We start from the raw sequence: 19,028 nt of genomic DNA on the forward strand, positions 1-19,028 counted from the left end.
GATTGACCTGGAGGCTAACCTTCCTGCTGGGGAGGTTGCTGTGCTTGCTGTTGGTCTCCATTGACCAAGGCATTCATCTTGGCCATGGCGCTTTCCAGAGGTTCCTGCTCGGCAACGAGCTGCCGTAGAAACTGGTTGATAGGCCCGACCATACGGATGGCGGTATCCACTTCGGCGTTCGCCCCGCGCTGATAGGCACCGATATTGACCATGTCTTCCACTTTTTTGAATGTTGCCATGTGGCGGAGCAGGGCGCGTCCATCTGCTTGTGCCTGATCAGTGGTAATGTCATTTCTCAGACGGCTGACAGACTTAAGTACATCGATGGCCGGATAGTGGCCAAGGTCCGCCAAATCTCGGGTAAGCACGATGTGTCCGTCCAGAATGGAGCGGGTGGAGTCAGCAATAGGCTCGTTGAAGTCATCACCATCCACCAGCACTGTATAGATGCCTGTGATTGAGCCAGCCTGAGTCTTGCCAGCGCGCTCCAAGAGTCGAGGAAGGTGCGCGAAGACACTGGGAGTGTACCCACCGCGGGTAGGCGGTTCCCCCGCAGCCAAACCAACTTCGCGTCCAGCCATGGCAAATCGGGTGACAGAGTCCATCATCAGCAGGACGTCCTTGCCTTCGTCGCGGAAGAATTCGGCAATGGCCGTTGCAGCATAGGCTGCGCGCATACGGATAAGCGGGCTCTTGTCCGAAGTGGCAACGACAAGCACTGAGCGGGCCATGCCTTCGGGGCCAAGATCGCGCTCCATGAACTCGACAACCTCTCTGCCACGCTCGCCGACAAGTGCGATGACGTTGATATCCGCTTTGGTGTAGCGGGCCATCATACCAAGCGTCGTTGACTTGCCTACGCCGGATCCTGCCATGATGCCCACACGCTGACCTTTGCCCAGCGTCAACAGCGAATTCACTGAACGGATGCCGACGTCCAGCGGTTCGTTGATGCGAGGGCGTTCCAACGGGTTGGGCGGATCGCGATGCAAGGGGACGAATACTTCGGGAGTAATGTGTCCTTTGCCGTCAAGTGGATCGCCAAAGGCGTCAATTGCGCGACCCAGCAGGGAGTATCCTACGGGCATATGCGGCGGGGTAGCTGCATTTTGAATGAGGTTGCCGGGGCCGATGCCGCGCATGTCCGAGTAGGGCATGAACAGACAGGCTCCGTCACGGAATCCGACCACTTCGGCCGGAATGGGGTTGCCATTGTCGGGTAGCAGATAACAGACCGAGCCGAGAGGCGCTTTGATGCCATGTCCTTCGGCGATGAGACCCACCACCTTGGTGACTTTGCCAAAAGTCTGGCAAGGGTCGAGGTCTTCAAGCAGTCCGAGTCGGGACCCCTGCATCATTTATCCTTCCTCGCCGGAAGTCAGTTGTGAAGCCAGTTGATCGAGAACAGGCTCCACTCCTTGCCAGCGGGTAGCAACAGTGTTGTCTACTTTACCGTCTGCGCTTTCAACAACCACACCACCGCTCTGGATGGTAGGGTCTCCTTTGACGGTCCAGTATTTCAGGGCTGGATTGCGTTCTTGAATCGTAGCTATGAAGCCTTCAAGATCGGCTGCGTCTTCAGGGGCGCATTTGATGGCGATCTGCCGCTGTGACTCGATACGCTCAAGCGCTTCGGTCATAAGGGCCTCAAGTGAGGTTATACGGCTTTCTGCCATCTCAATATTCAAGGTCTTTTCCACTGCCAGTCGGATCAGGCCAATGATGTCCTGTCGACGTTCGTGGAAAATAGTGCCGCCCTGAGCACTCAACTGTGTCATGAGGTTTTCCACCTCGGATGACATGGTTTGAACATGGACATCCAGATCAGCCTGTGCTTTTGCCAGTCCTTCTTCATAACCTTCATGGTGAGCCGTAGCGCGAAGAGCTTCGGCTTCCAGTTCGGCCATCATCAGGATTTCCTTGGCCTTCTCCTTCGCCTTTGCCTTGACGCGCTCCATATACTCGTTGTCAGTCGCCTCGTCCCAGATGAGTTGGCGCTTGCCTTCAAGCTCCTGGATAGTCATCTCGTCAGGACCGGGAGAGTCCATGCCGACCACAACCTTTCCAGTATACTTGGGAGCATCGTTTGCTGCGTGTTTAGACAAAGACATCGCTTCCACCTCGGCTGATGACAATCTTGCCCTCGTCTTCCAGACGACGGACGGTCTTGACGATGTTCTGCTGGGCCGCTTCCACTTCGGAGAGCTTCTTCGGCGGCATGATTTCCAGGTCTTCCTTGATCATTGCGCTTGCACGCTCGGACAGGTTCTTGAAGAACTTGTCCTTGAGTTCGTCGGAGGCACCCTTGAGAGCCACGGTGAGGTCTTCGTTGGAAACCTCTTTGAGCAGCTCGCGGATGGCCACGTCGTCCACACTCTTGATGTCTTCGAAAACGAACATGAGGTTGCGGATGTCTTCTGCCATCTGGGTGGATTCTTCTTCGATCTCGGACAGGACTTCTTCTTCGGTGTTGCGGTCCACAGCGTTGAGGATTTCTGCAACTGAAGGAATACCGCCCACTTTCTTGCCTTCCTTGCCGCCCATTGCGATGAGCTGGCTTTGGAGAACCTTGTCCACTTCCATGAGCATTTCCTCGGCCACGGCCTCCAGTTTTGCCAGGCGCATAAGCACTTCGGCGCGGACGCCTGCAGGCAGGTGCTGGATGAGTTCGGCGGCCTGATCCGGGTGAAGGTGTCCCAGGATGAGGGCGAGGGTCTGCGGGTGCTCGTTTCTGAGAATCTGAGCGAGGATTCGAGGACTGACGTTTTCCAGTTCCTGGAAAGGAGTCGGGCCGGTATCCAGTTCGAGAGAATCCATAATGTATTTTGCGGTTTCGCTGTCCAGAGACTTGGTCAGCAGGCGCTTGACCTGTTCCGCACCGCCCACCAGGAGCTCGGCGCCGTAGGCCAGGGCTTCGTTGTACTCCTTGAGCACTTCGAGAACCTGTTCGCGCGGGATGGAATCGGTGGTGAGCATGGCCTTGGATACGGCCGCGATCTCATTGCGTTCCATCCGTTTGAACACTTCCGCCGTGAACTTGTCGCCCAGTGCGAGCAGGACGATGGCGGTCTTCTGGGGGCCGGTGAAGTCAGACATTTATTGCGCACCTTCTTCCTGGGTGAGCCAGGTCTTGAGCAGATGTACTGCCTGATCCATGTTGTCGTCGGACAGTTGCACTGCGTGGTTTCTCGCGTTCTCGAGGCGCCTGGACATATCCATGGCTTCCTCGTCCACCTCATCCTCTTCGAGGGCGAGGCGCTCGGCACCGGGCAGACCGGCCATTTCCTCAATCTCCTGCTCAGCGACGCGAGGCCGGATCAGGGCCATGATCACCGGGCGGACGACCAGGATAAGGAAGAGGAAGATCAGGAGGCCGTTGAGGAACGGCTTACCCAGTCGCTGCGCGTATTCAAGCATGGTGCGCATGATGGAGTCCGCATCGGTCAGTGCCGGTTCGCCGAAGGAGATGTTGGACACTTCAATGGTGTCGCCACGAGCTTCGTCAAAGCCGACTGCGCTGGAGATCAGGGTCTTGATGCGTTCGATTTCCTCAGCAGAGCGGGGAACGTACACGGATTCGCCCGTCTCTTCATTGGTCTGCCACGTGCCGTCCACGATAACCGCGACGGTCAGGCGTTGCAACTCCCCAACAGGGGCAATGATGTTTTCTTCTTGTTTGTTGATTTCAAAGTTGGTGGTACGGCTGGCACGGCTGGAATCCTGAGTCGTACGAGTGCCGGTGAAACCGTCGCCACGGAAGTTGGCGTCAGGTTCGCCGCCAGCCAGGTTGGCTGCGCCAGCAGTGGTTTCTTCACTGGTGGTCTCAGAGCGGACCACCGGGCTTTCATTGTCGTATAATTCCTTGCGGATGGTCTTTTGGGAGAAATCGAGGTCCGCATTGACGCGGGCGATGACCTTTTCCGGACCAACGACGGGGCCGAGGAGTTCCATAATGCGACGCTGGGTCGTACGTTCCATCTCAGCCTTATATTCAAGCTGAGTGTTAGACAGGGCCAGACCAGTGCTGTCGTCTTCGGGAGTATAGAGCGGGCGGCCCTTCATGTCGGTAACAGTAATATTCTTGGGGTCCAATCCTTCCACGGCCATGGAAACGAGATTCACGATGCCTTGCACCTCGTTTGCTGCCATTTTGCCTTCATCCTTGAGCTGGAGGATGATGGATGCGGACGGAGGCATCTGGTCTTCAATGAAGAGGGATCTCTGAGGGATAACCAGATGAACGCGGGTCTTTTCGACCTGCGGGAATTCCGTGATGGTACGGGCGAGTTCACCCTGAAGGGCGCGCTGATAGTTGATGTGCTGAATGAAGTCAGTCTGTCCGATTTGAACTTCGTCAAAAATTTCAAAACCGATACCTTCACCATGAAGGCCACCTTCGCCAGCAACCTGGAGGCGCAGTTCGTAGACGCGATCGGCAGGTACCTTGATGGTACGGCCGTTGTCTTCGAGTACATAATCTTCTTTGGCTGCCTGAAGCATGCTCACTATGCGATTGGCGTCTTCGGGGTACAGGTTGGTCATCAGAATCTTGTAATCAGGCTTGTTCATCCAAAAGATCATGAGACCGAAGGCGAGGATCACGGACACGGCGAGACCGGCAATGAGGATTCGCTGTGACATGGTGCGGTCGGACCAGAAGCCGCTCATTTTGGCCCAGTATTCAGCAATAAACGGAGGCATCTCTTATCTCCCGAAGATTTTACAGGTTTCCGTTTTTAAATTCTTAGTGCGTAGTGCCTCTAGAAGGGCATGCGCATGATTTCCTGATAGGACTGCATCAGCTTGGATCGGACTGCGCCTGTCATCTGTACGGCGAGACCTGCTTTCTGCATGGATATCATCAGTTCGTGAATGTTTTGCTTCTTGCCCGAGGCGAATTCTTCGATCATCTGCTTCTTCTCGGCCTGCATATCATTCACAGTCTTAAGGGAATCAGTGAAGGTGTCCTTGAAGTCCTTGACCGGAGCCTGTGGCTTGACGAGGGACTTGGTGACCTTGTCGTCCACCGACTTGCGGCGTTGGAGCATGGCATTCTGGTATGCGTTGATGGCGACGCTTTTGACGACCATGGCTTAACTCCTTTCTTAACCCTGTCCGATTTGCAGTGCTCGCTGGAACATCTGCTTCACGGCGGTGATGGTCTGCACGTTGGACTCGTATCCACGGGTGGCATTCATCATGTTGGTCATTTCTTCGACTACATTGATGTCCGGATAGAACACGTACCCCTGGTCATTGGCATCGGGGTGGTGCGGATCGTAGACCTGCTTGAAGGGGCGTTCGTCGGCAGTAACGCCGAGCACTTTCACGCCCTGCAGGTTCTGGTTGAGTTTGTCGCGCATGGCTGTATCGAACGGAGAATAGACCGGAGTCGCCTCGAATGAGACGGACTTGCGGCGGTAGGGACCGCCTTCCATAGTCTTGGTGGTCCGCATATTGGCCATGTTCATGGAAATTACGTTCAGATTGGCGCGCTGGGCTTTCAGACCTGAGGCACCAATGTCGAGTGCAGTCATGAAATCCATTACTTAGCTCCGTCTTGTATGACCCTTTGCAGGCCTTGAAAGTTCTTGCGGATAACAGTGGCCAAGGCGTTGTACATCATCCCATTTTTCGCCAGGGAGGTCATTTCCTTGTCCAGGTCTACCCGGTCTTCACCGTAAATATGACGCGGCTTGAAATCTTGCAGGTCATCGCCTTGGAATCCGTTAGCGCTGAATGCTGAAGGCATATGATCCTGTGAAGTACGGGTCATTTTGCCGTGTGCATCCTGGTTGAGTGCACTTTGCAGCTTTCCTTCGAACTCAAGACGTTGGGCTTTGTAATCGGGTGTATTCACGTTTGCGATGTTGCCCATGACAAGATTTTGACGATCGAGCCGCATGTCCATGACCTTTGCCGTCAAATGTATGTGGCTTCCGAAAATTCCCTTCATGCCTTGCTCCTTCTACGTTTTCTCCGGCCTTGGCCGGGAGGCGGGCATTTTTTGCCGCCGAACTCGCAGAGGATTAAGCAACTAGTGTTCCAATTGTGTATCTATCTGAAATAAATATGTTTATAGATAAAGATGGTCGCTAGACTTATGACGGAGCAGTCGAAGGGAAGAGGAAGGTGAAGACTTCTTAATATTATGACATGGGCGGGCAGATTGTTCCGAGTCGGTGACGGGATAATTTTTCCCGCTTTTGCTGCTCTTTACAATATAAACACTGAATAAAGTTATTTATATCAAGTATTTGTTGATAAAATGTTGATTTTTGTCAATGTTTGGCACAGTGGTTGCTAGATATGGTCGCGGGCCAAATGTGGCCTGTGGAGATCTTTTCAACCCGGCCCACGGGTAAAGGAGAAATGGAGGGGAAACGTCATGAGTGGACATCTCGACTACGAAATCAACAAGGAACTTGGTGAATGCTACCTGTTCATGGGTGAGCTGGACAAGGCCGAAGAATACTACAAGAAGGCCGTCAGTTCTAATGGCATCCACCCCGACCCGTACCTTGGCCTGGCCACGGTCGCCGTTCAACGCGGTGCACTGGAAGACGCCATGGTCATGTACCAAAAAGCTCACAAGATCGAACCGACCGACAAAAGTCTTTCCGGGATCGCTCTCATCAGGATGGAAAACGGTGAAAAGGAGAATGCTTTCTCCATGTTCGTCGAAGCCGTCAAGATGAACCCCGCAAACATGGTTGCCCTGTTCTCGCTGATCAGGCTCGGCCATGAACTGGATCGCGTCGCAGACATCATTCCGTATCTCAGGGATTATCTTGAGATCGATCCAGTCAAGCACGAAGTGCGTTATTCCCTGGCTGGTTGCTTGGTCTGCCTCGACCAGAAGGATGCGGCACGGGAACATCTCGAGAAGATTCTCGAAATGAACCCGGACTTTGAAGCCGCAACCGAAATGCTGGCAGAAATCCAGTCTTAACTACGGTCTCCCCTCCCCGTTGATTTCCCGCCTCGCTGGCCTCTTACAGCTAGGTGGGGCGGGAAATCAGCCTCTGGCGGCAGACTGCGTATAAGCGCTCGATTGCTTCGTTGCTCGCGAAAGCTCGATCCCTTGCGTATTTTCAATACGCGGCGGGTCCGATCTTTCACTCGCGTCTTGCACTCGAACACTTCTACGCAGCCTGTCACTTTGTCGTGGCATTTGAAGGACTCTTAATATTTAACAATTCGCGCAATATGCCGCGGGGCGTTTTTGTATTGCGTTCAGAACGCGAACATCCTGGCTAGCCTGCTACATCGCAATGGCCTATAGCGAATCCCGTCTAAAATGGTCGGGAATCATTGTCTCGCTTGCCTTAACTCCTCAAATCTGGCACCACCTCTCAAACACTAAAGGAGAGGAGTGTTATGGATCTTCTGCCCGTAAAAAAAGCTATATTGTCTGTTACCGATAAATCCGGTCTGGCCGAGTTCGGCAAGTTCCTGGTTGATCAGGGTGCCGAGCTGGTTTCTACCGGTGGTACCAAGAAGATGCTGTCCGAGGCCGGTCTTCCCGTGACCTCTGTCAGCGACATTACAGATTTCCCAGAAATCCTTGGTGGCCGCGTCAAGACGCTGCATCCGAACATTCATGGCGGTATCTTGGCCGACAAGGATGACGCTGGTCACATGGAGACCCTGCGTGAGTTCGGCATCGAGCCTTTCGATCTGATCTGTGTGAATCTTTACAACTTCGCCGATGCTGTGGCCAAGGGCCTCAATCTCAGGGAAGCGGTTGAGCAGATCGACATTGGTGGACCTACCATGCTGCGTGCTACTGCCAAAAACTTCCATTCCATTTGTGTTGTTCCTGATCCCAAGTACTACCCGGTAGTGCAGAAGGAGATCGAGGAAAACGGTGGTATTTCTCTTGAATTCCGTAAAGAAATGGCGGCCTTGACCTTTAAGTTGGTCAGTGAATACGACGCCATGATTACCAAGTATCTGTCCGAGAATGACGCATAGCGTTGTTTTTTGAACAGAGCGCTGATAAATCATTTGAAAGGCAAGTACTAAACAGCTAGTACTTGCCTTTCTTTTTTTCGTGATCATTTAAGGAATACCAAACATATTTGCACGATTTTGAGCAAAGCGTCTGCCGCTAGCAATAAGGAGAATTAGCCATCGCCCAGAAGCCCAAGGGTAACCTGCAAGGGTTGAAACCCAATCAGATCAAGCGACTGTCCCGTCTGTACCAACGTCAATTCCCCATGGATGGGAACTATACGAATGAGCAGGCTCGAGAATTGGCTGAACTGTCCGCTGATACCGGACGGCAGTTGGGTTTGATCATTGATAGACAGGGCAAGGTTCAAATGGTGCTGGTGGGCGATAACCGGGCTATTTACATTCCTGAATTGTCTCGCGCCCGTATGAGTTCGGGACGTCTTCGCGGGCTGCGCTTGCTGCATACTCATCTGAATGAGGAAATACTCTCTCAGGAAGACCTCATGGATATGGTCTTTCTGCGACTTGATTCCGTCACGGTCCTGAATGTTTCGGAAGGGTTTCCTAAAACTGCTCAGACCGCTCATTTGCTGCCTCCCAATCCTGAAGAAAAGAGCTACGAGATCATGGAGCAGGTCCGTTGGGACCGCATGGATGTCGACCTAGGTCAGATTGTTGAGGCGTTGGAAGACGAGTTTAGCCGTCAGATGGATGGAGTTGGGCGTGAATCCGACGAAAATCGTGTGCTGCTGGTCAGTGTAGATGATACACCAAAGCCGGTGCAGGAGTTGTCCCTCGAAGAGTTGGCCGAACTGGCTGATACTGCAGGCCTAATAGCCGCTGGCACAATGATTCAGCGTGTCCGCAAGCTCAACCCCAAGTACATCATGGGTAAGGGTAAGCTGGCTGAACTGGAGGTTAAGGCATTGCAGGCCAATGCCTCGGTCATCATCTTCGATCAGGAGTTGTCTCCTACGCAGATTCGTAACCTCGCCAAGGTCACGGAACGTAAGATTCTGGATCGAACCCAGCTTATTCTCGATATTTTTGCACAGCACGCCACCTCTGCCTCAGGTAAACTTCAGGTTGAAATGGCGCAGCTCAAGTACACCTTGCCGCGTCTGGTTGGTAAAAACCGCGCAATGTCGCGTTTGATGGGTGGTATTGGTGGCCGTGGTCCCGGTGAAACCAAGCTGGAAATTGATCGTCGTCGTGCTAATGACAGATTAACTCGTCTCAAAAAAGAGTTGAAGCAGGTTCGCAAACGTCGCACACAGACTCGTGAGCGGCGTGCCAAGGCCGGATTGCCCATCGTATCACTGGTGGGCTACACCAATGCTGGTAAGTCCACCATGCTCAATACTCTTACTCAGTCCAAAGTCATAGCCGAAGATAAGCTCTTTGCAACTTTGGACCCCACCAGTCGCCGCATTCGATTCCCTCAGGAGCGCGAGGTGGTTCTGACGGATACCGTCGGATTCATTCGCCGTTTGCCGCCGGATTTGAAGGAAGCCTTCCGTGCCACCTTGGAGGAGTTGGAGTCCGCTGATCTGTTGGTTCAGGTCTGCGATGCTTCACATCCGGAAGTAGAAGAGCAGGTGGAAGCTGTCCGGGTTATCCTCGCTGAGATGGATTTGGATGATATTCCGAGCATCCTCGTTTTGAATAAGTGGGACAAGCTTGATGAAGAGGGGCGTGATGCCATGCGGAATATCTACCCTGAGGGTATTCCTGCTGTTGCCGTGAAGCGCAGCACTCTTGAGCCTGTGGTGGAATCCATTTTGAGCAAGGTTGACTGGTAACGAGTGTTAACATTTTAACACTCATCACAGTCTTCCTTATCATCTCCTTCATATGAGGAGTCGCATTCGATCGGCTCTACATGAATGGTAACTTCGGCGCGTTCAAGGGCCGTTTCTATTTCCTTTTCAATTAAACAGCAGAGGTCGTGTGCTTCGCGGACCGACACCTTTCCGGGGACGAGCAGGTGGAAGTCGATGAAGCGCATAGGACCGGACTTGCGTGTGCGTAATTCGTGATAGGTCGCATCCGGCCCTTGATGTTTATGTATGGCTTCGGCGATTTGTGCCAATTCATTATCTGGAAGGGCGTCGTCCATGAGACCGCCAATGGACCGCTTTAACAGGCTTACGCCCGTAAAAATAATATTTACTGCCATGATGCAGGCGATGATTGGGTCCAGAATTTGCCATTCAGGCATGAACAGCAGAATACCAAGGCTTGCCACCAGGCCTACAGAAGTCCAGACATCGGTGAGCAGATGTTTGGCGTCGGCTTCGAGTGTGATGGAGTCGAAGCGTTTCGCAGCACGGAGCATGATGCGTGCTGTGACGAAGTTGACCACCGACGAAAGCAACGCCAGCCCGAGGCCAATACCCAGATTGCCAAGCGGTTGCGGATCAAAGAAACGGTCTATGGAGGCATAGCCAATTGCGCAGGCTGCCACGATAATCAGTACACCTTCAATTCCACTGGAGAAGTATTCAGCCTTCCCGTGTCCGTATGCATGGTCATCATCTGCCGGACGGGTCGCGATGGTGATGACGGTCAGGGCCATGAGCGCTGCGGTGACGTTGACGATGGATTCTGTGGCATCAGAAAGCAGACCTACTGATCCGGTCATGGCCCATGCACTGAATTTCATGACGAGAGTAAGGATCGAGGCGATAAGAGAATATATGGCGTAGCGCTGTGGAGAATCCTGTAACATTGGTCTTCCTGCTGTTGGTATTAAGGGCCCAAAAAGAGTGAACCCTTGCGTATGATACGCAAGGGTTCACTTTAATTGCAATCCTTGAAAAGGATGTTCAACTTCGGTGAAGTCGATTTCTGATTTGGTCTACGCCTTGTCTTTCAGCCAGGGGTTTTCTTCACCACTGGCGAGGCGGTAAATGTTTTCCTTGTGGCGTTTGAACAGGAGCAGCATGACGATGACAGCTGCCGGGATGAAGGCAATGTTGCCAGTGAGCAGCATGAAGACGGGCAGTGCCAGGGCAAAGGTCAGAGAGCCCATGGATACGTGGCCGGAAAGTGCGACTACAGCAAGGCAAGAGGCTGCTGAGAGAATGCCGCCCCAAGGAGATAAGGCGATGAAGGCGCCAACCGTAGTTGCTACGGCCTTGCCGCCCTTGAGATTCATGAAACAGGAGAAAGCGTGGCCGAAGATAGCAGCCATGGCTATGATGCTCAGCCCAAGGCCGGATTCAACCCACTGAGATGCGACCAGAACCGGGAAGAAGCCTTTGGATACATCGAGGACTAGAGTGGCGATACCATAAGGCAGACCACAGAGGCGCGCGATATTAGTGGCGCCGGTGTTGCGGCTGCCGTCCTCACGAGGATCGATATTGCAGAGGGTCTTGGCAATGACCAAACCGAAGGGAATGGAGCCGAGAATATATGCGATAAGGGACCAAAGAATAATTTCCATGAAGAGTTTCTCCTGAGTGCTTGTTTGGTGGGGGTGTTGTAGCGTTTTTGGATAGGAAATGGAAGGGCTGATACGATGCAGGAGTATCTCGAAGATTAAAAGAAAAGGCCGCCGATGCAACGCATCGACGACCTTGAATTACATTATCGCTAAACTACTAGAAGTAGTAGGTAGCAATCAAGCCCATGATCGACATGGTGATGGTGTAGGGCAGAGCCAACACAACCATGCGACCGTAGGAGAGGCGGATGACCGGAGCCAGCGCCGAGGTGAGCAGGAACAGGAATGCAGCCTGACCGTTAGGAGTTGCCACGGACGGGATGTTGGTACCCGTGTTGATGGCGACTGCCAGCTGGTCGAAGTGATGCATGGTCTTGGTGACCGGCTCTTGGATAGCTGCGGGCAGAGTCGCGATGGTGTCTGCACGGTACAGGTGAGCGTCGGTCAGCTTGTCCATCAGGGCATTGGCATCTTCCACGCCGGGAATGGATGCCAGAACCTTGATGAAGTGCATCTTGGTTTCCGAGATGTAGACCGTTGCCACGAACACGTTGTCCGAGATCATGGAAAGCACGCCGTTGGCGATGTAGTAAGCCGCGAGCTGGGTCTGGCCTTCAAGGCTCAGAACCATGTTCATGACCGGCTTGAACAGGTGCTGGTCGTGGATGACGCCGACGATGCAGAAGAAGACCACCAACAAGGCGGTGAAGGGCAGTGCCTCTTCAAAAGCCTCGCCGAACTGGTGTTCGTCGATGATGCCGTTGAGGGCCGTCAGCAGGACGATGACCGAGAGACCGATGATACCGACTTCAGCCAAGTGGAATGCCAGAGCCACGATGAGCCATACGCCGATAAGAGCCTGCATGATGAGCTTGGCCTTACCCTTGATGCCCTGCTTCTTTTCCATCTCGATGGCGGTTTCCAGCAAGTGGGAACGAATGTTACCAGGCATGAGAGCGCCGTAACCGAAGAGCTTGAACTTTTCGACTACGATACAGGTCACCAAACCGGTAGCAAGGACAGGCATGGAGACATGGGCGACTTCGAGGAAGAAGTCCATGAAGTGCCAACCCATTTCCTGACCGATGAGCAGGTTCTGCGGCTCACCGACGATGGTGCAGACACCACCCAGGGCGGTACCGACAGCACCGTGCATCATCAGGTTGCGCAGGAAAGCACGGAATTCCTGAAGGTCACTGCGATCCTTGTCCTTGACGCCTTCGTCAATGCACAGGTCGTGAGTGCATTTCATGGTCTTGCCGGAGGCAAAACGGTGGTAAACGTTGTAGAAACCGTAGGCCACCGCGATGATGACGGCGGTAACAGTAAGTGCATCCAGGAATGCGGACAGGAATGCGCCAGCAAAGCTGAACATCAACGAGATTGCGATTTTGGAGTGTACGCGGGTCAGGATGCGAGTGAAGGTAAACTGCAGGAAGTCCTTCATGAAGTGGATACCAGCCACCATGAAGATCAGCAGTAAGATTACTGGGAAGTTGTTATGGGCTTCATGATACACAGTTGCCGGGCTGGTCAGGCCGAGAAAGACGGCCTCGATTGCAAGCAAACCACCGGCAGGAAGCGGGTAGCATTTCAGCGCCATTGCAAGTGTGAAGATGAATTCGCCAATCAGGACCCAGCCCGCAATGAAGGGGCCGACCGTGTAGACGAGAATGGGGTTGAGTACAAGAAAAGCGAGAATCGCCATTTTGTACCAGCTCGGCGCATTGCCTAGGAAGTTTTTGCCGAAAGCCTGAGTCAGTGTTTGAGCCATTGTAGGTTTCTCCTCAACTCAAATAGTAATGAACGACGACTCACCTTAGTCGCCGATAACCATGCTCGGGTACATGCCCGCTTCAGGCCCGCCCTGGAAGGGCTGGAGGATGTTGAAGCATGCATCCTGGGTCTTCTGGGCGTGGCCACGGGTTTCGTCTGTTCCATCAAAGAAAGCACCATTCTCTTCCAAAATGTGCTCAATTCGATGGCGGAAAGCGTCAACGAAAGCCTTGCCGTCTCCCTTGAAGGTGGCATTACCCAAGGTTACGTTGGTGGCCTTTGAGAGATCTTCCAGATTTACGCACTGGGTCTCAAGGTCCGCCTGCTTAGTAACATAACCCCATACTGCCGAGTTCTCAGGTATCGTAATTGGCTCTGCCGCGTCAATGATAGTATGCGGCATTACGATGGAATCTCGTCCGATAACTATGGGGTTGTCAGCTGTGCCGTGAACGAAGGAGTTGAATCCGACGAATACATTCTTCCCGCTACGGGTGTGAATGACCTTGCCACCGTGTGCCGTTACGTTGTTGCCTTCGTATACGGAATTCTTGATGTAGCAGTTTTCCTGAGCGTTTGCGCCAACGCCAATCTCGGAGTTCTCGATGTGTGAACGCTGAGCGATCAGTGCGTTCTTGCCGATAGAGCAGTCGCCTTTGATGACGGCGTAAGGAGAAACGTAAGATCCTTCCGCATCGTTGCCGTGCATCTGTTCCAGCTGAACAGTGGAATAAATGGGAACGAAGTCTTCCTTGAATTCGTCGACGTACTCGACGAATTTGCCAGAGAGTTTGCCGTTCTCATCGAGCTTAACATACTGTTCAACAACGCCTTCAGGGTAGACATAGTTGAATTCGAATTCGTTGCTCTTTACCCAGACGCGGCCGGGTTCGATGGTCTGGCGGGAAAGGTCGCCGGCTTGAACGTAAGAATAATCACCCACAACGCAGTTATGCATGACGGACAGGTCAACCGTGGCGAATGCGCCAAGGTATACACCTTCAGTGGTGGTACCGTGGATGTTGGAGTAGTGCATGGCCACGGTGTTCAGAATGCGAAAAACTTCCGGTATTTCGGGGTTCTTTGACTGGTTATGGACCAAGGTCTTGCACAGGAACGAGTTGATTATGCGGATCACTTCGTCGTAGTACAGGGTGGTCTTGACGCCGTTGAATTCAACCACGTCCCCCTTGCGCTTGAGTTCGTCTCCGCGCACGTCGGCTTTATAGAGAACGGAACGGTCAACCTGAGTTTTACCCAGGAAGTAGGAGCCCGCGAGGTTGGAGTTTTTGAACTTGAAGCTGATCGGATGGTCTTCCGTCAGTGCATAGAATGCGTAGTACGCCAAGTGGCGTTCACGCGGAATCGCGTTGTTCAGGTAAGGTTTGACGTCAATCCCCATGGGCTTGAGATTGACGTTCACTCGGGCGGAAATATGATCAAAAAGGTCTTCTAGTTTTTTCATTTTTCTCACACACGGGTTAGTTGTTTTTATGAAAAGGCGGCTGTCGTACGCGCACGTACGACAGCCGCCTTAAGTATCAGAACAGGTTGGCGTTTGTTAGCCTCCCACCGGCAGGGTTATGGGCATGCCCATAAGCGGCCAGATGACGAGAACGGCAAGACCGGTCATAACCATCAGCAGGATGGATGCAGGGACACCCCATCCGAAGAATTCACCCGTAGTGAACTGTCCGGAGTCGTATGCGATGGCGTTGGGGGCTGCGCCTACCAGCAGCAGGAAGGGCATACCTGCCACGACCAGGGAGGCGTACAGGATTACTTCCGGAGCCACGCCGAGGTAAGGGGCGATGACCAATGCCACCGGGAGTGATATCGCGATCGCTGCAACGTTCATGATGAAGTTGGTCATCATCATGACAAAGAATGCAATGGACATAACGAAGACGAACCAGTTTGCGTCGGCGAACATGGCCAGCCAGTTGACAGCCATCCATTTTGCTGCACCGGTCTCCCAGAGGCAGAAGCCAATGGACATGGCACCGGCGAACAGCAGGATGATGTTCCACGGAATATCTTCAAGGTCTTTCAGATCAAGAATCTTGAAGACGAAGAAGAGTACAGAAGAACACAGAATGATGGCAGTCTTGTCCACAGCCTTGAGGGCGGGGACGAATGCACGGGCAGACATGATGATAATGGTCAGACCGACAATGGAGGCAGCCAGGATTTCGTCACGGGTCATGGAGCCCATTTTTGCATTGAGCTCACGGGCCTTTTCACGAAGACCGGGGATTCGATCCTTTTCAGGCTTCATGCAAATCATGAAGAAGCCCCAAAGAAGGAAGGTCATACCCCAACCAATGGGGGCCATGTAGTATGTGAGTTCAAAGAAGCCAACGTCTACGTTTACGATTTCTTTGTAGAAACCGAGTGCAACTGCGCCTCGAGCTGCGCCGAGCAGCGTGACGATGGAGCCCGCGCCAGCCACGTAGGCCATACCGATGAAGAGGCCCTTACCAAACTTGGTGGGCTTATCTCCTTCACCATACAGGGCGTAGATGGCGAGCAGGAGTGGGTAAATGGTAGCGGCCACCGCGGTGTGAGCCATGATGTGCGTCAGCGCGGAAGTTACCACGAAGACACCCAGGTAGATCATAGAAGTCCGTTCACCGACAATATCAAGCATCTTGTAAGCCAAGCGCTTGGTCAGACCGGTTTTGGTGAAAACCAAGCCGATCATGATTGAAGCGAAGATAAAGAGAACGGACGGGTCCATGAAGTCCTTGAACGCCACTTTGGCAGGACGAATAAGGAACATGACCTGTAAAATACCGATCATCAAAGAGGTGACACCGATGGGAACGACTTCGAAAACCCACCATGTACCGGCAAGCAGGAAGACTGCGATGGCGCCCTTGGCCTCCTGGCTGAGCACGAAGTGTTTACCATTGGGGTCAATGGCATCCGGCCATGCCGGACAGAAATAGACGACTGCGAATAGGATGACGCCTGTCATCATGAAGACTAGGCGTTTCCAGTCAAAATCGGGTTTGGTAGCTTGTGCTGCTTCCATTGTAAAATCTCCTCAGAATTACCTATGGCTGCCTAGTCGGTGCAGGTGACCATGCGGGTCTTGATTTCTTCGAAAACATCACTCAGGCGCAGAACACCGGTGATAGTTCCATTGCTACGGACCAGAAGCGGTTGGTGTACGCCCACTATGTAACGGTGAATGCCGTGGCCGAGATCATCTTCCTCGTTGAGGTATTCAGATTCGTCTGGCACGTACATCGCATCGCTCACCAGGACCTTTGCGCCCTTTTTGCACAGTTCATTAAGCGGATCGACCCACAGGCCGTATTCCTTGAAGAGATCGGCAACGTATCGATTGGACAGGATGTCGGAATCGAGATCTTTTTTGCCAAGTTTTTTGTAATTGGGCTCCATGGCGACAAGAATGTCGGTCATGGTGAGTATCCCCACCAGGTCGCCGTCTTCGTTGACGACAATGACATCCCGGTGGCTGCTTTCAGACAATGCAGCAGCGACATCTGCGAACGTGGCAGTCGTTGTGACTGTTTTGTATTCGCTGACCGGAGTCATCAGGTCTTTGATTTTCATGTAATCCTTCCTCCCAAGAAGTATCGTTTACATTCTCCTGGCTCACTTCCTCTCCCCGGAGAGGGAGTGAGCCGCATCGTAAACATTTCCTCAAACCAAACCGGCTGGCACTTACTCCTCCTGGCCAGGGCCGGCTCCCGGAGGCGTTTCGTCTCCCTTGTCGTGTCCCAAGTGGAACAGAGTTGAAACGCCATGGTAGTGGGGATGTGTCATTTGGACACTATCCTGCACTACGTCCAGATTCTATAGATAGCAAACGGTTGTGGGGGTCAAGATTATTACGTGAAAAAAAGAGCAAAGACGTAATGAAACGTTTTGCAACAGATGAGTGCTTGCTCAGTGTTTCAAAGTGAAACGTTTTTAAACGTTTTATGTGCGGTAGTAAATTTGTCCAGGAGTAAGCCGGCCACCCAGAAAAGCTTCGAGGATGACATCCACAGGGCCACAAATGTCATCAATGACACGGATGCCTTTCCATTCCAGGAAGTCATAGAACTCTTTTTCTATACCTGCGCATATGACTGTCTGTACCGATTCAGCAACGGCCAAACGGCACATTGCTTCCGATGATGGTGTGTCCAGAACTTCAACTTTTTCTTCGATTCGACCCATGGCACTTGTTTCACGTGTGATGGATATCATCATCACCTCGTTGGCCAGGTCGAAACGGGGAGCAAGGTCATTGTCCATAAGTGGGATCAATACTTTTTCCATGAGTTCACCTATTCAATGCCGAAACGTTTCATCTTGCGCCACAAGGTGGAACGTCCCCATCCCAATATTTTGGCTGCTTCTTGTTTCTTGCCACCAGCCTTGACCAGTGCATCGAGAATCATCGTGCGTTGGACATCTTCCCATCTTTCAGGTGGAGTGGAGCGAGTGTTGCCTCGCGCATCCGGTTGTGGTGGAGCCTGAGGGGCGACCGCAAGTGGCTGAGGTAAACCCGCTCCCCCCAGTATGTAGCCTGGCAGGTGTCGCATACGGATAACCTTTCCATCACAAAAGCTCACCGCGTATTCGATGAGGTTGCGCAGTTCTCGGACATTGCCGGGGTAAGCATAGGACTCAAGTAGCTTCTCCGCGTTTCGTGAGAATCCGTCCAGTGACTTGTTGAAGCGCATCTGGAACGTTTTAAGAAAATGGTCCTGCAGAAGGCTGATGTCATCACCGCGTTCTCGTAGGGGAGGCAGATGGAGGCGGATCACATTGAGCCGGTATAACAAGTCGCGCCGGAATTGATTGCGTCGTGCCAACCTTTCCAGATCATGTTGGGTTGCTGCCATGATGCGGACATCGGTTCGCATGCCTTTGGTGGAACCAATTGGGTAGACCATGTGGTCATCCATGTAGGCGAGGAGCTTGGTTTGGATTGGCATGGGGAGGTCGCCGATCTCTGTGATGTAGAGGGTGCCCCCGTGAGCCATACGCAACCTGCCTGGCTTGGCATGATCGGAGCCAGGGAGCGCATTTTTGGCGTGACCAAAAAACTCTGATTCAAGGAGCTTCTCGGGTAGAGCTCCGCAATTGATTTTGATGAACGGGCCATCAACTCGGTCTGACGCGTTGTGAATTTCTTCGGCCAACATGTCTTTGCCTGTGCCGGTTTCACCTGTGATGAGAACAGGTGAATCGGTTTGGGCTATGGCTGGCGTCATCGAAAATAGCTTTCTAACTTGTGGGCTTCGTCCAACCAGTTCTCCGAATCCAAAGACATCGCCAGTACTGTGATCAGCAATAGGCCCAAGGCCGGGAGTGACCGTTTCGATGATACCGCGGATTCCATTACCACCATTCATAAGCGGAGCGACAGTCAGGCGAACATGCACTTTCTCTCTGGAGCGGTTGATGATTGTCGCATCGCTTTTGTGGCAGGTGCTGTTGTCCCACCCCTTCATTACTGGACACCCTTTAAAGCAGTAGTCGCATCGAAGGGCGTGCAAACACTTGAATCCTTCTGCACGCTCGCGCATGAGTCCTGTCAGGGTTTCATAGGTTTTGTTCACCATGAGTAGTTTGCCTTCGCTGCCCATGATGGCAACACCGATGGGCAATTCGTCCAGCAATGCGCTCAAGCTGTCGGTATCCGACAGGAGAGACGAAATGAGGGCGTTGTTAATTGACGACACTGCAACAGCTCCAATGGTTAGTGTATGGTGAGAATAGTCAGAGTGAACCATAATGAAACGTTTTGGGGAAGGCAAGACATCGAAGTAAAAGCGAATAGCCTATAAAAAAGGGCTTTCATCCGAGAATGAAA

General features: G+C 52.7%; 18 protein-coding genes. 3 read left to right on the forward strand and 15 right to left on the reverse strand.

Annotated elements, in window-relative coordinates; genetic code table 11:
- Window positions 1-14 precede the first annotated feature (14 nt).
- From HFN16_RS12940 to flgB, 7 genes are read right to left on the reverse strand one after another with little or no spacing between them, the layout of a single operon-like run.
- Window positions 15-1,358, reverse strand: a complete 1,344-nt coding sequence (locus HFN16_RS12940; RefSeq protein WP_168891153.1) for a FliI/YscN family ATPase — start codon at window positions 1,356-1,358, stop codon at window positions 15-17.
- Complete coding sequence (locus tag HFN16_RS12945; RefSeq protein ID WP_168891154.1) at window positions 1,359-2,111, reverse strand: FliH/SctL family protein; 753 nt, start codon at window positions 2,109-2,111, stop codon at window positions 1,359-1,361.
- The gene (fliG, locus tag HFN16_RS12950) at window positions 2,098-3,096 is read right to left on the reverse strand and encodes a flagellar motor switch protein FliG (RefSeq protein WP_168891155.1); all 999 of its coding nucleotides are present in this window, start codon (window positions 3,094-3,096) and stop codon (window positions 2,098-2,100) included. Before fliG ends, HFN16_RS12945 begins: the two co-directional genes overlap by 14 nt.
- Complete coding sequence (gene fliF / locus HFN16_RS12955) at window positions 3,097-4,701, reverse strand: flagellar basal-body MS-ring/collar protein FliF (protein ID WP_168891156.1); 1,605 nt, start codon at window positions 4,699-4,701, stop codon at window positions 3,097-3,099. It lies immediately after the preceding gene.
- A gap of 59 nt (window positions 4,702-4,760) precedes the next feature.
- Window positions 4,761-5,090 (reverse strand): flagellar hook-basal body complex protein FliE, encoded by a 330-nt coding sequence (fliE, locus tag HFN16_RS12960; RefSeq protein WP_168891157.1) that lies wholly within the window; start codon window positions 5,088-5,090, stop codon window positions 4,761-4,763.
- Window positions 5,091-5,105: 15 nt separating this feature from the next.
- Window positions 5,106-5,546, reverse strand: coding sequence for a flagellar basal body rod protein FlgC (gene flgC, locus HFN16_RS12965; RefSeq protein ID WP_168891158.1), 441 nt, complete (start codon window positions 5,544-5,546; stop codon window positions 5,106-5,108).
- Window positions 5,546-5,956, reverse strand: a complete 411-nt coding sequence (gene flgB / locus HFN16_RS12970; RefSeq protein ID WP_168891159.1) for a flagellar basal body rod protein FlgB — start codon at window positions 5,954-5,956, stop codon at window positions 5,546-5,548. Before flgB ends, flgC begins: the two co-directional genes overlap by 1 nt.
- A 432-nt stretch (window positions 5,957-6,388) precedes the next feature.
- On the opposite strand from flgB, the gene HFN16_RS12975 reads away from it, so the two are divergent.
- From HFN16_RS12975 to hflX, 3 genes are all read left to right on the forward strand, one after another.
- Entirely contained in the window at window positions 6,389-6,952 is a 564-nt protein-coding gene (locus HFN16_RS12975) for a tetratricopeptide repeat protein (protein WP_168891160.1), read from the forward strand.
- A gap of 428 nt (window positions 6,953-7,380) precedes the next feature.
- Window positions 7,381-7,977, forward strand: coding sequence for an IMP cyclohydrolase (locus HFN16_RS12980; protein ID WP_168891161.1), 597 nt, complete (start codon window positions 7,381-7,383; stop codon window positions 7,975-7,977).
- Window positions 7,978-8,168: 191 nt separating this feature from the next.
- On the forward strand, window positions 8,169-9,761 hold the full coding sequence (hflX, locus tag HFN16_RS12985; RefSeq protein ID WP_168891162.1) for a GTPase HflX: 1,593 nt from the start codon (window positions 8,169-8,171) through the stop codon (window positions 9,759-9,761).
- 14 nt (window positions 9,762-9,775) lie between these two features.
- Here the strand turns inward: hflX and HFN16_RS12990 are convergent, their stop codons facing one another.
- The 8 genes from HFN16_RS12990 to HFN16_RS13025 form a co-directional block, all read right to left on the reverse strand.
- Window positions 9,776-10,690 carry a cation diffusion facilitator family transporter gene (locus HFN16_RS12990; protein ID WP_168891163.1) on the reverse strand — a complete coding sequence of 305 codons (915 nt, stop codon included), beginning with the start codon at window positions 10,688-10,690 and terminating at the stop codon, window positions 9,776-9,778.
- Window positions 10,691-10,819: 129 nt separating this feature from the next.
- Window positions 10,820-11,410: a glycerol-3-phosphate 1-O-acyltransferase PlsY gene (gene plsY, locus HFN16_RS12995; RefSeq protein ID WP_168891164.1), complete on the reverse strand. Its 591-nt coding sequence runs from the start codon at window positions 11,408-11,410 to the stop codon at window positions 10,820-10,822.
- A 157-nt stretch (window positions 11,411-11,567) separates the two neighbouring features.
- Window positions 11,568-13,184 (reverse strand): sodium/proton antiporter NhaB, encoded by a 1,617-nt coding sequence (nhaB, locus tag HFN16_RS13000; RefSeq protein ID WP_168891165.1) that lies wholly within the window; start codon window positions 13,182-13,184, stop codon window positions 11,568-11,570.
- 45 nt (window positions 13,185-13,229) lie between these two features.
- Window positions 13,230-14,651, reverse strand: coding sequence for a transferase (locus HFN16_RS13005; RefSeq protein ID WP_168891166.1), 1,422 nt, complete (start codon window positions 14,649-14,651; stop codon window positions 13,230-13,232).
- A gap of 96 nt (window positions 14,652-14,747) precedes the next feature.
- Window positions 14,748-16,223, reverse strand: a complete 1,476-nt coding sequence (locus HFN16_RS13010) for an SLC13 family permease (RefSeq protein WP_168891167.1) — start codon at window positions 16,221-16,223, stop codon at window positions 14,748-14,750.
- A gap of 32 nt (window positions 16,224-16,255) precedes the next feature.
- Complete coding sequence (locus HFN16_RS13015; RefSeq protein WP_168891168.1) at window positions 16,256-16,771, reverse strand: CBS domain-containing protein; 516 nt, start codon at window positions 16,769-16,771, stop codon at window positions 16,256-16,258.
- A 369-nt stretch (window positions 16,772-17,140) separates the two neighbouring features.
- Window positions 17,141-17,485 (reverse strand): dinitrogenase iron-molybdenum cofactor biosynthesis protein, encoded by a 345-nt coding sequence (locus HFN16_RS13020; RefSeq protein ID WP_168891169.1) that lies wholly within the window; start codon window positions 17,483-17,485, stop codon window positions 17,141-17,143.
- Window positions 17,486-17,493: 8 nt separating this feature from the next.
- Window positions 17,494-18,897 (reverse strand): sigma 54-interacting transcriptional regulator, encoded by a 1,404-nt coding sequence (locus tag HFN16_RS13025; protein ID WP_247648335.1) that lies wholly within the window; start codon window positions 18,895-18,897, stop codon window positions 17,494-17,496.
- Window positions 18,898-19,028: the final 131 nt, after the last annotated feature.

The sequence above is a fragment of the Pseudodesulfovibrio sp. zrk46 genome, assembly GCF_012516435.1.
Lineage (GTDB): Bacteria > Desulfobacterota > Desulfovibrionia > Desulfovibrionales > Desulfovibrionaceae > Pseudodesulfovibrio.

Coding starts and splice junctions, on each gene's coding strand:
- HFN16_RS13010 (WP_168891167.1), bottom strand. CDS start 16,223: ATGGAAGCAGCACAAGCTACCAAACCCGATTTTGACTGGAAACGCCTA.
- HFN16_RS13020 (WP_168891169.1), bottom strand. CDS start 17,485: ATGGAAAAAGTATTGATCCCACTTATGGACAATGACCTTGCTCCCCGT.
- HFN16_RS12990 (WP_168891163.1), bottom strand. CDS start 10,690: ATGTTACAGGATTCTCCACAGCGCTACGCCATATATTCTCTTATCGCC.
- nhaB (WP_168891165.1), bottom strand. CDS start 13,184: ATGGCTCAAACACTGACTCAGGCTTTCGGCAAAAACTTCCTAGGCAAT.
- fliG (WP_168891155.1), bottom strand. CDS start 3,096: ATGTCTGACTTCACCGGCCCCCAGAAGACCGCCATCGTCCTGCTCGCA.
- HFN16_RS13015 (WP_168891168.1), bottom strand. CDS start 16,771: ATGAAAATCAAAGACCTGATGACTCCGGTCAGCGAATACAAAACAGTC.
- HFN16_RS12975 (WP_168891160.1), top strand. CDS start 6,389: ATGAGTGGACATCTCGACTACGAAATCAACAAGGAACTTGGTGAATGC.
- flgB (WP_168891159.1), bottom strand. CDS start 5,956: ATGAAGGGAATTTTCGGAAGCCACATACATTTGACGGCAAAGGTCATG.
- HFN16_RS12945 (WP_168891154.1), bottom strand. CDS start 2,111: ATGTCTTTGTCTAAACACGCAGCAAACGATGCTCCCAAGTATACTGGA.
- fliF (WP_168891156.1), bottom strand. CDS start 4,701: ATGCCTCCGTTTATTGCTGAATACTGGGCCAAAATGAGCGGCTTCTGG.
- plsY (WP_168891164.1), bottom strand. CDS start 11,410: ATGGAAATTATTCTTTGGTCCCTTATCGCATATATTCTCGGCTCCATT.
- HFN16_RS12940 (WP_168891153.1), bottom strand. CDS start 1,358: ATGATGCAGGGGTCCCGACTCGGACTGCTTGAAGACCTCGACCCTTGC.
- HFN16_RS12980 (WP_168891161.1), top strand. CDS start 7,381: ATGGATCTTCTGCCCGTAAAAAAAGCTATATTGTCTGTTACCGATAAA.
- flgC (WP_168891158.1), bottom strand. CDS start 5,546: ATGGATTTCATGACTGCACTCGACATTGGTGCCTCAGGTCTGAAAGCC.
- fliE (WP_168891157.1), bottom strand. CDS start 5,090: ATGGTCGTCAAAAGCGTCGCCATCAACGCATACCAGAATGCCATGCTC.
- HFN16_RS13005 (WP_168891166.1), bottom strand. CDS start 14,651: ATGAAAAAACTAGAAGACCTTTTTGATCATATTTCCGCCCGAGTGAAC.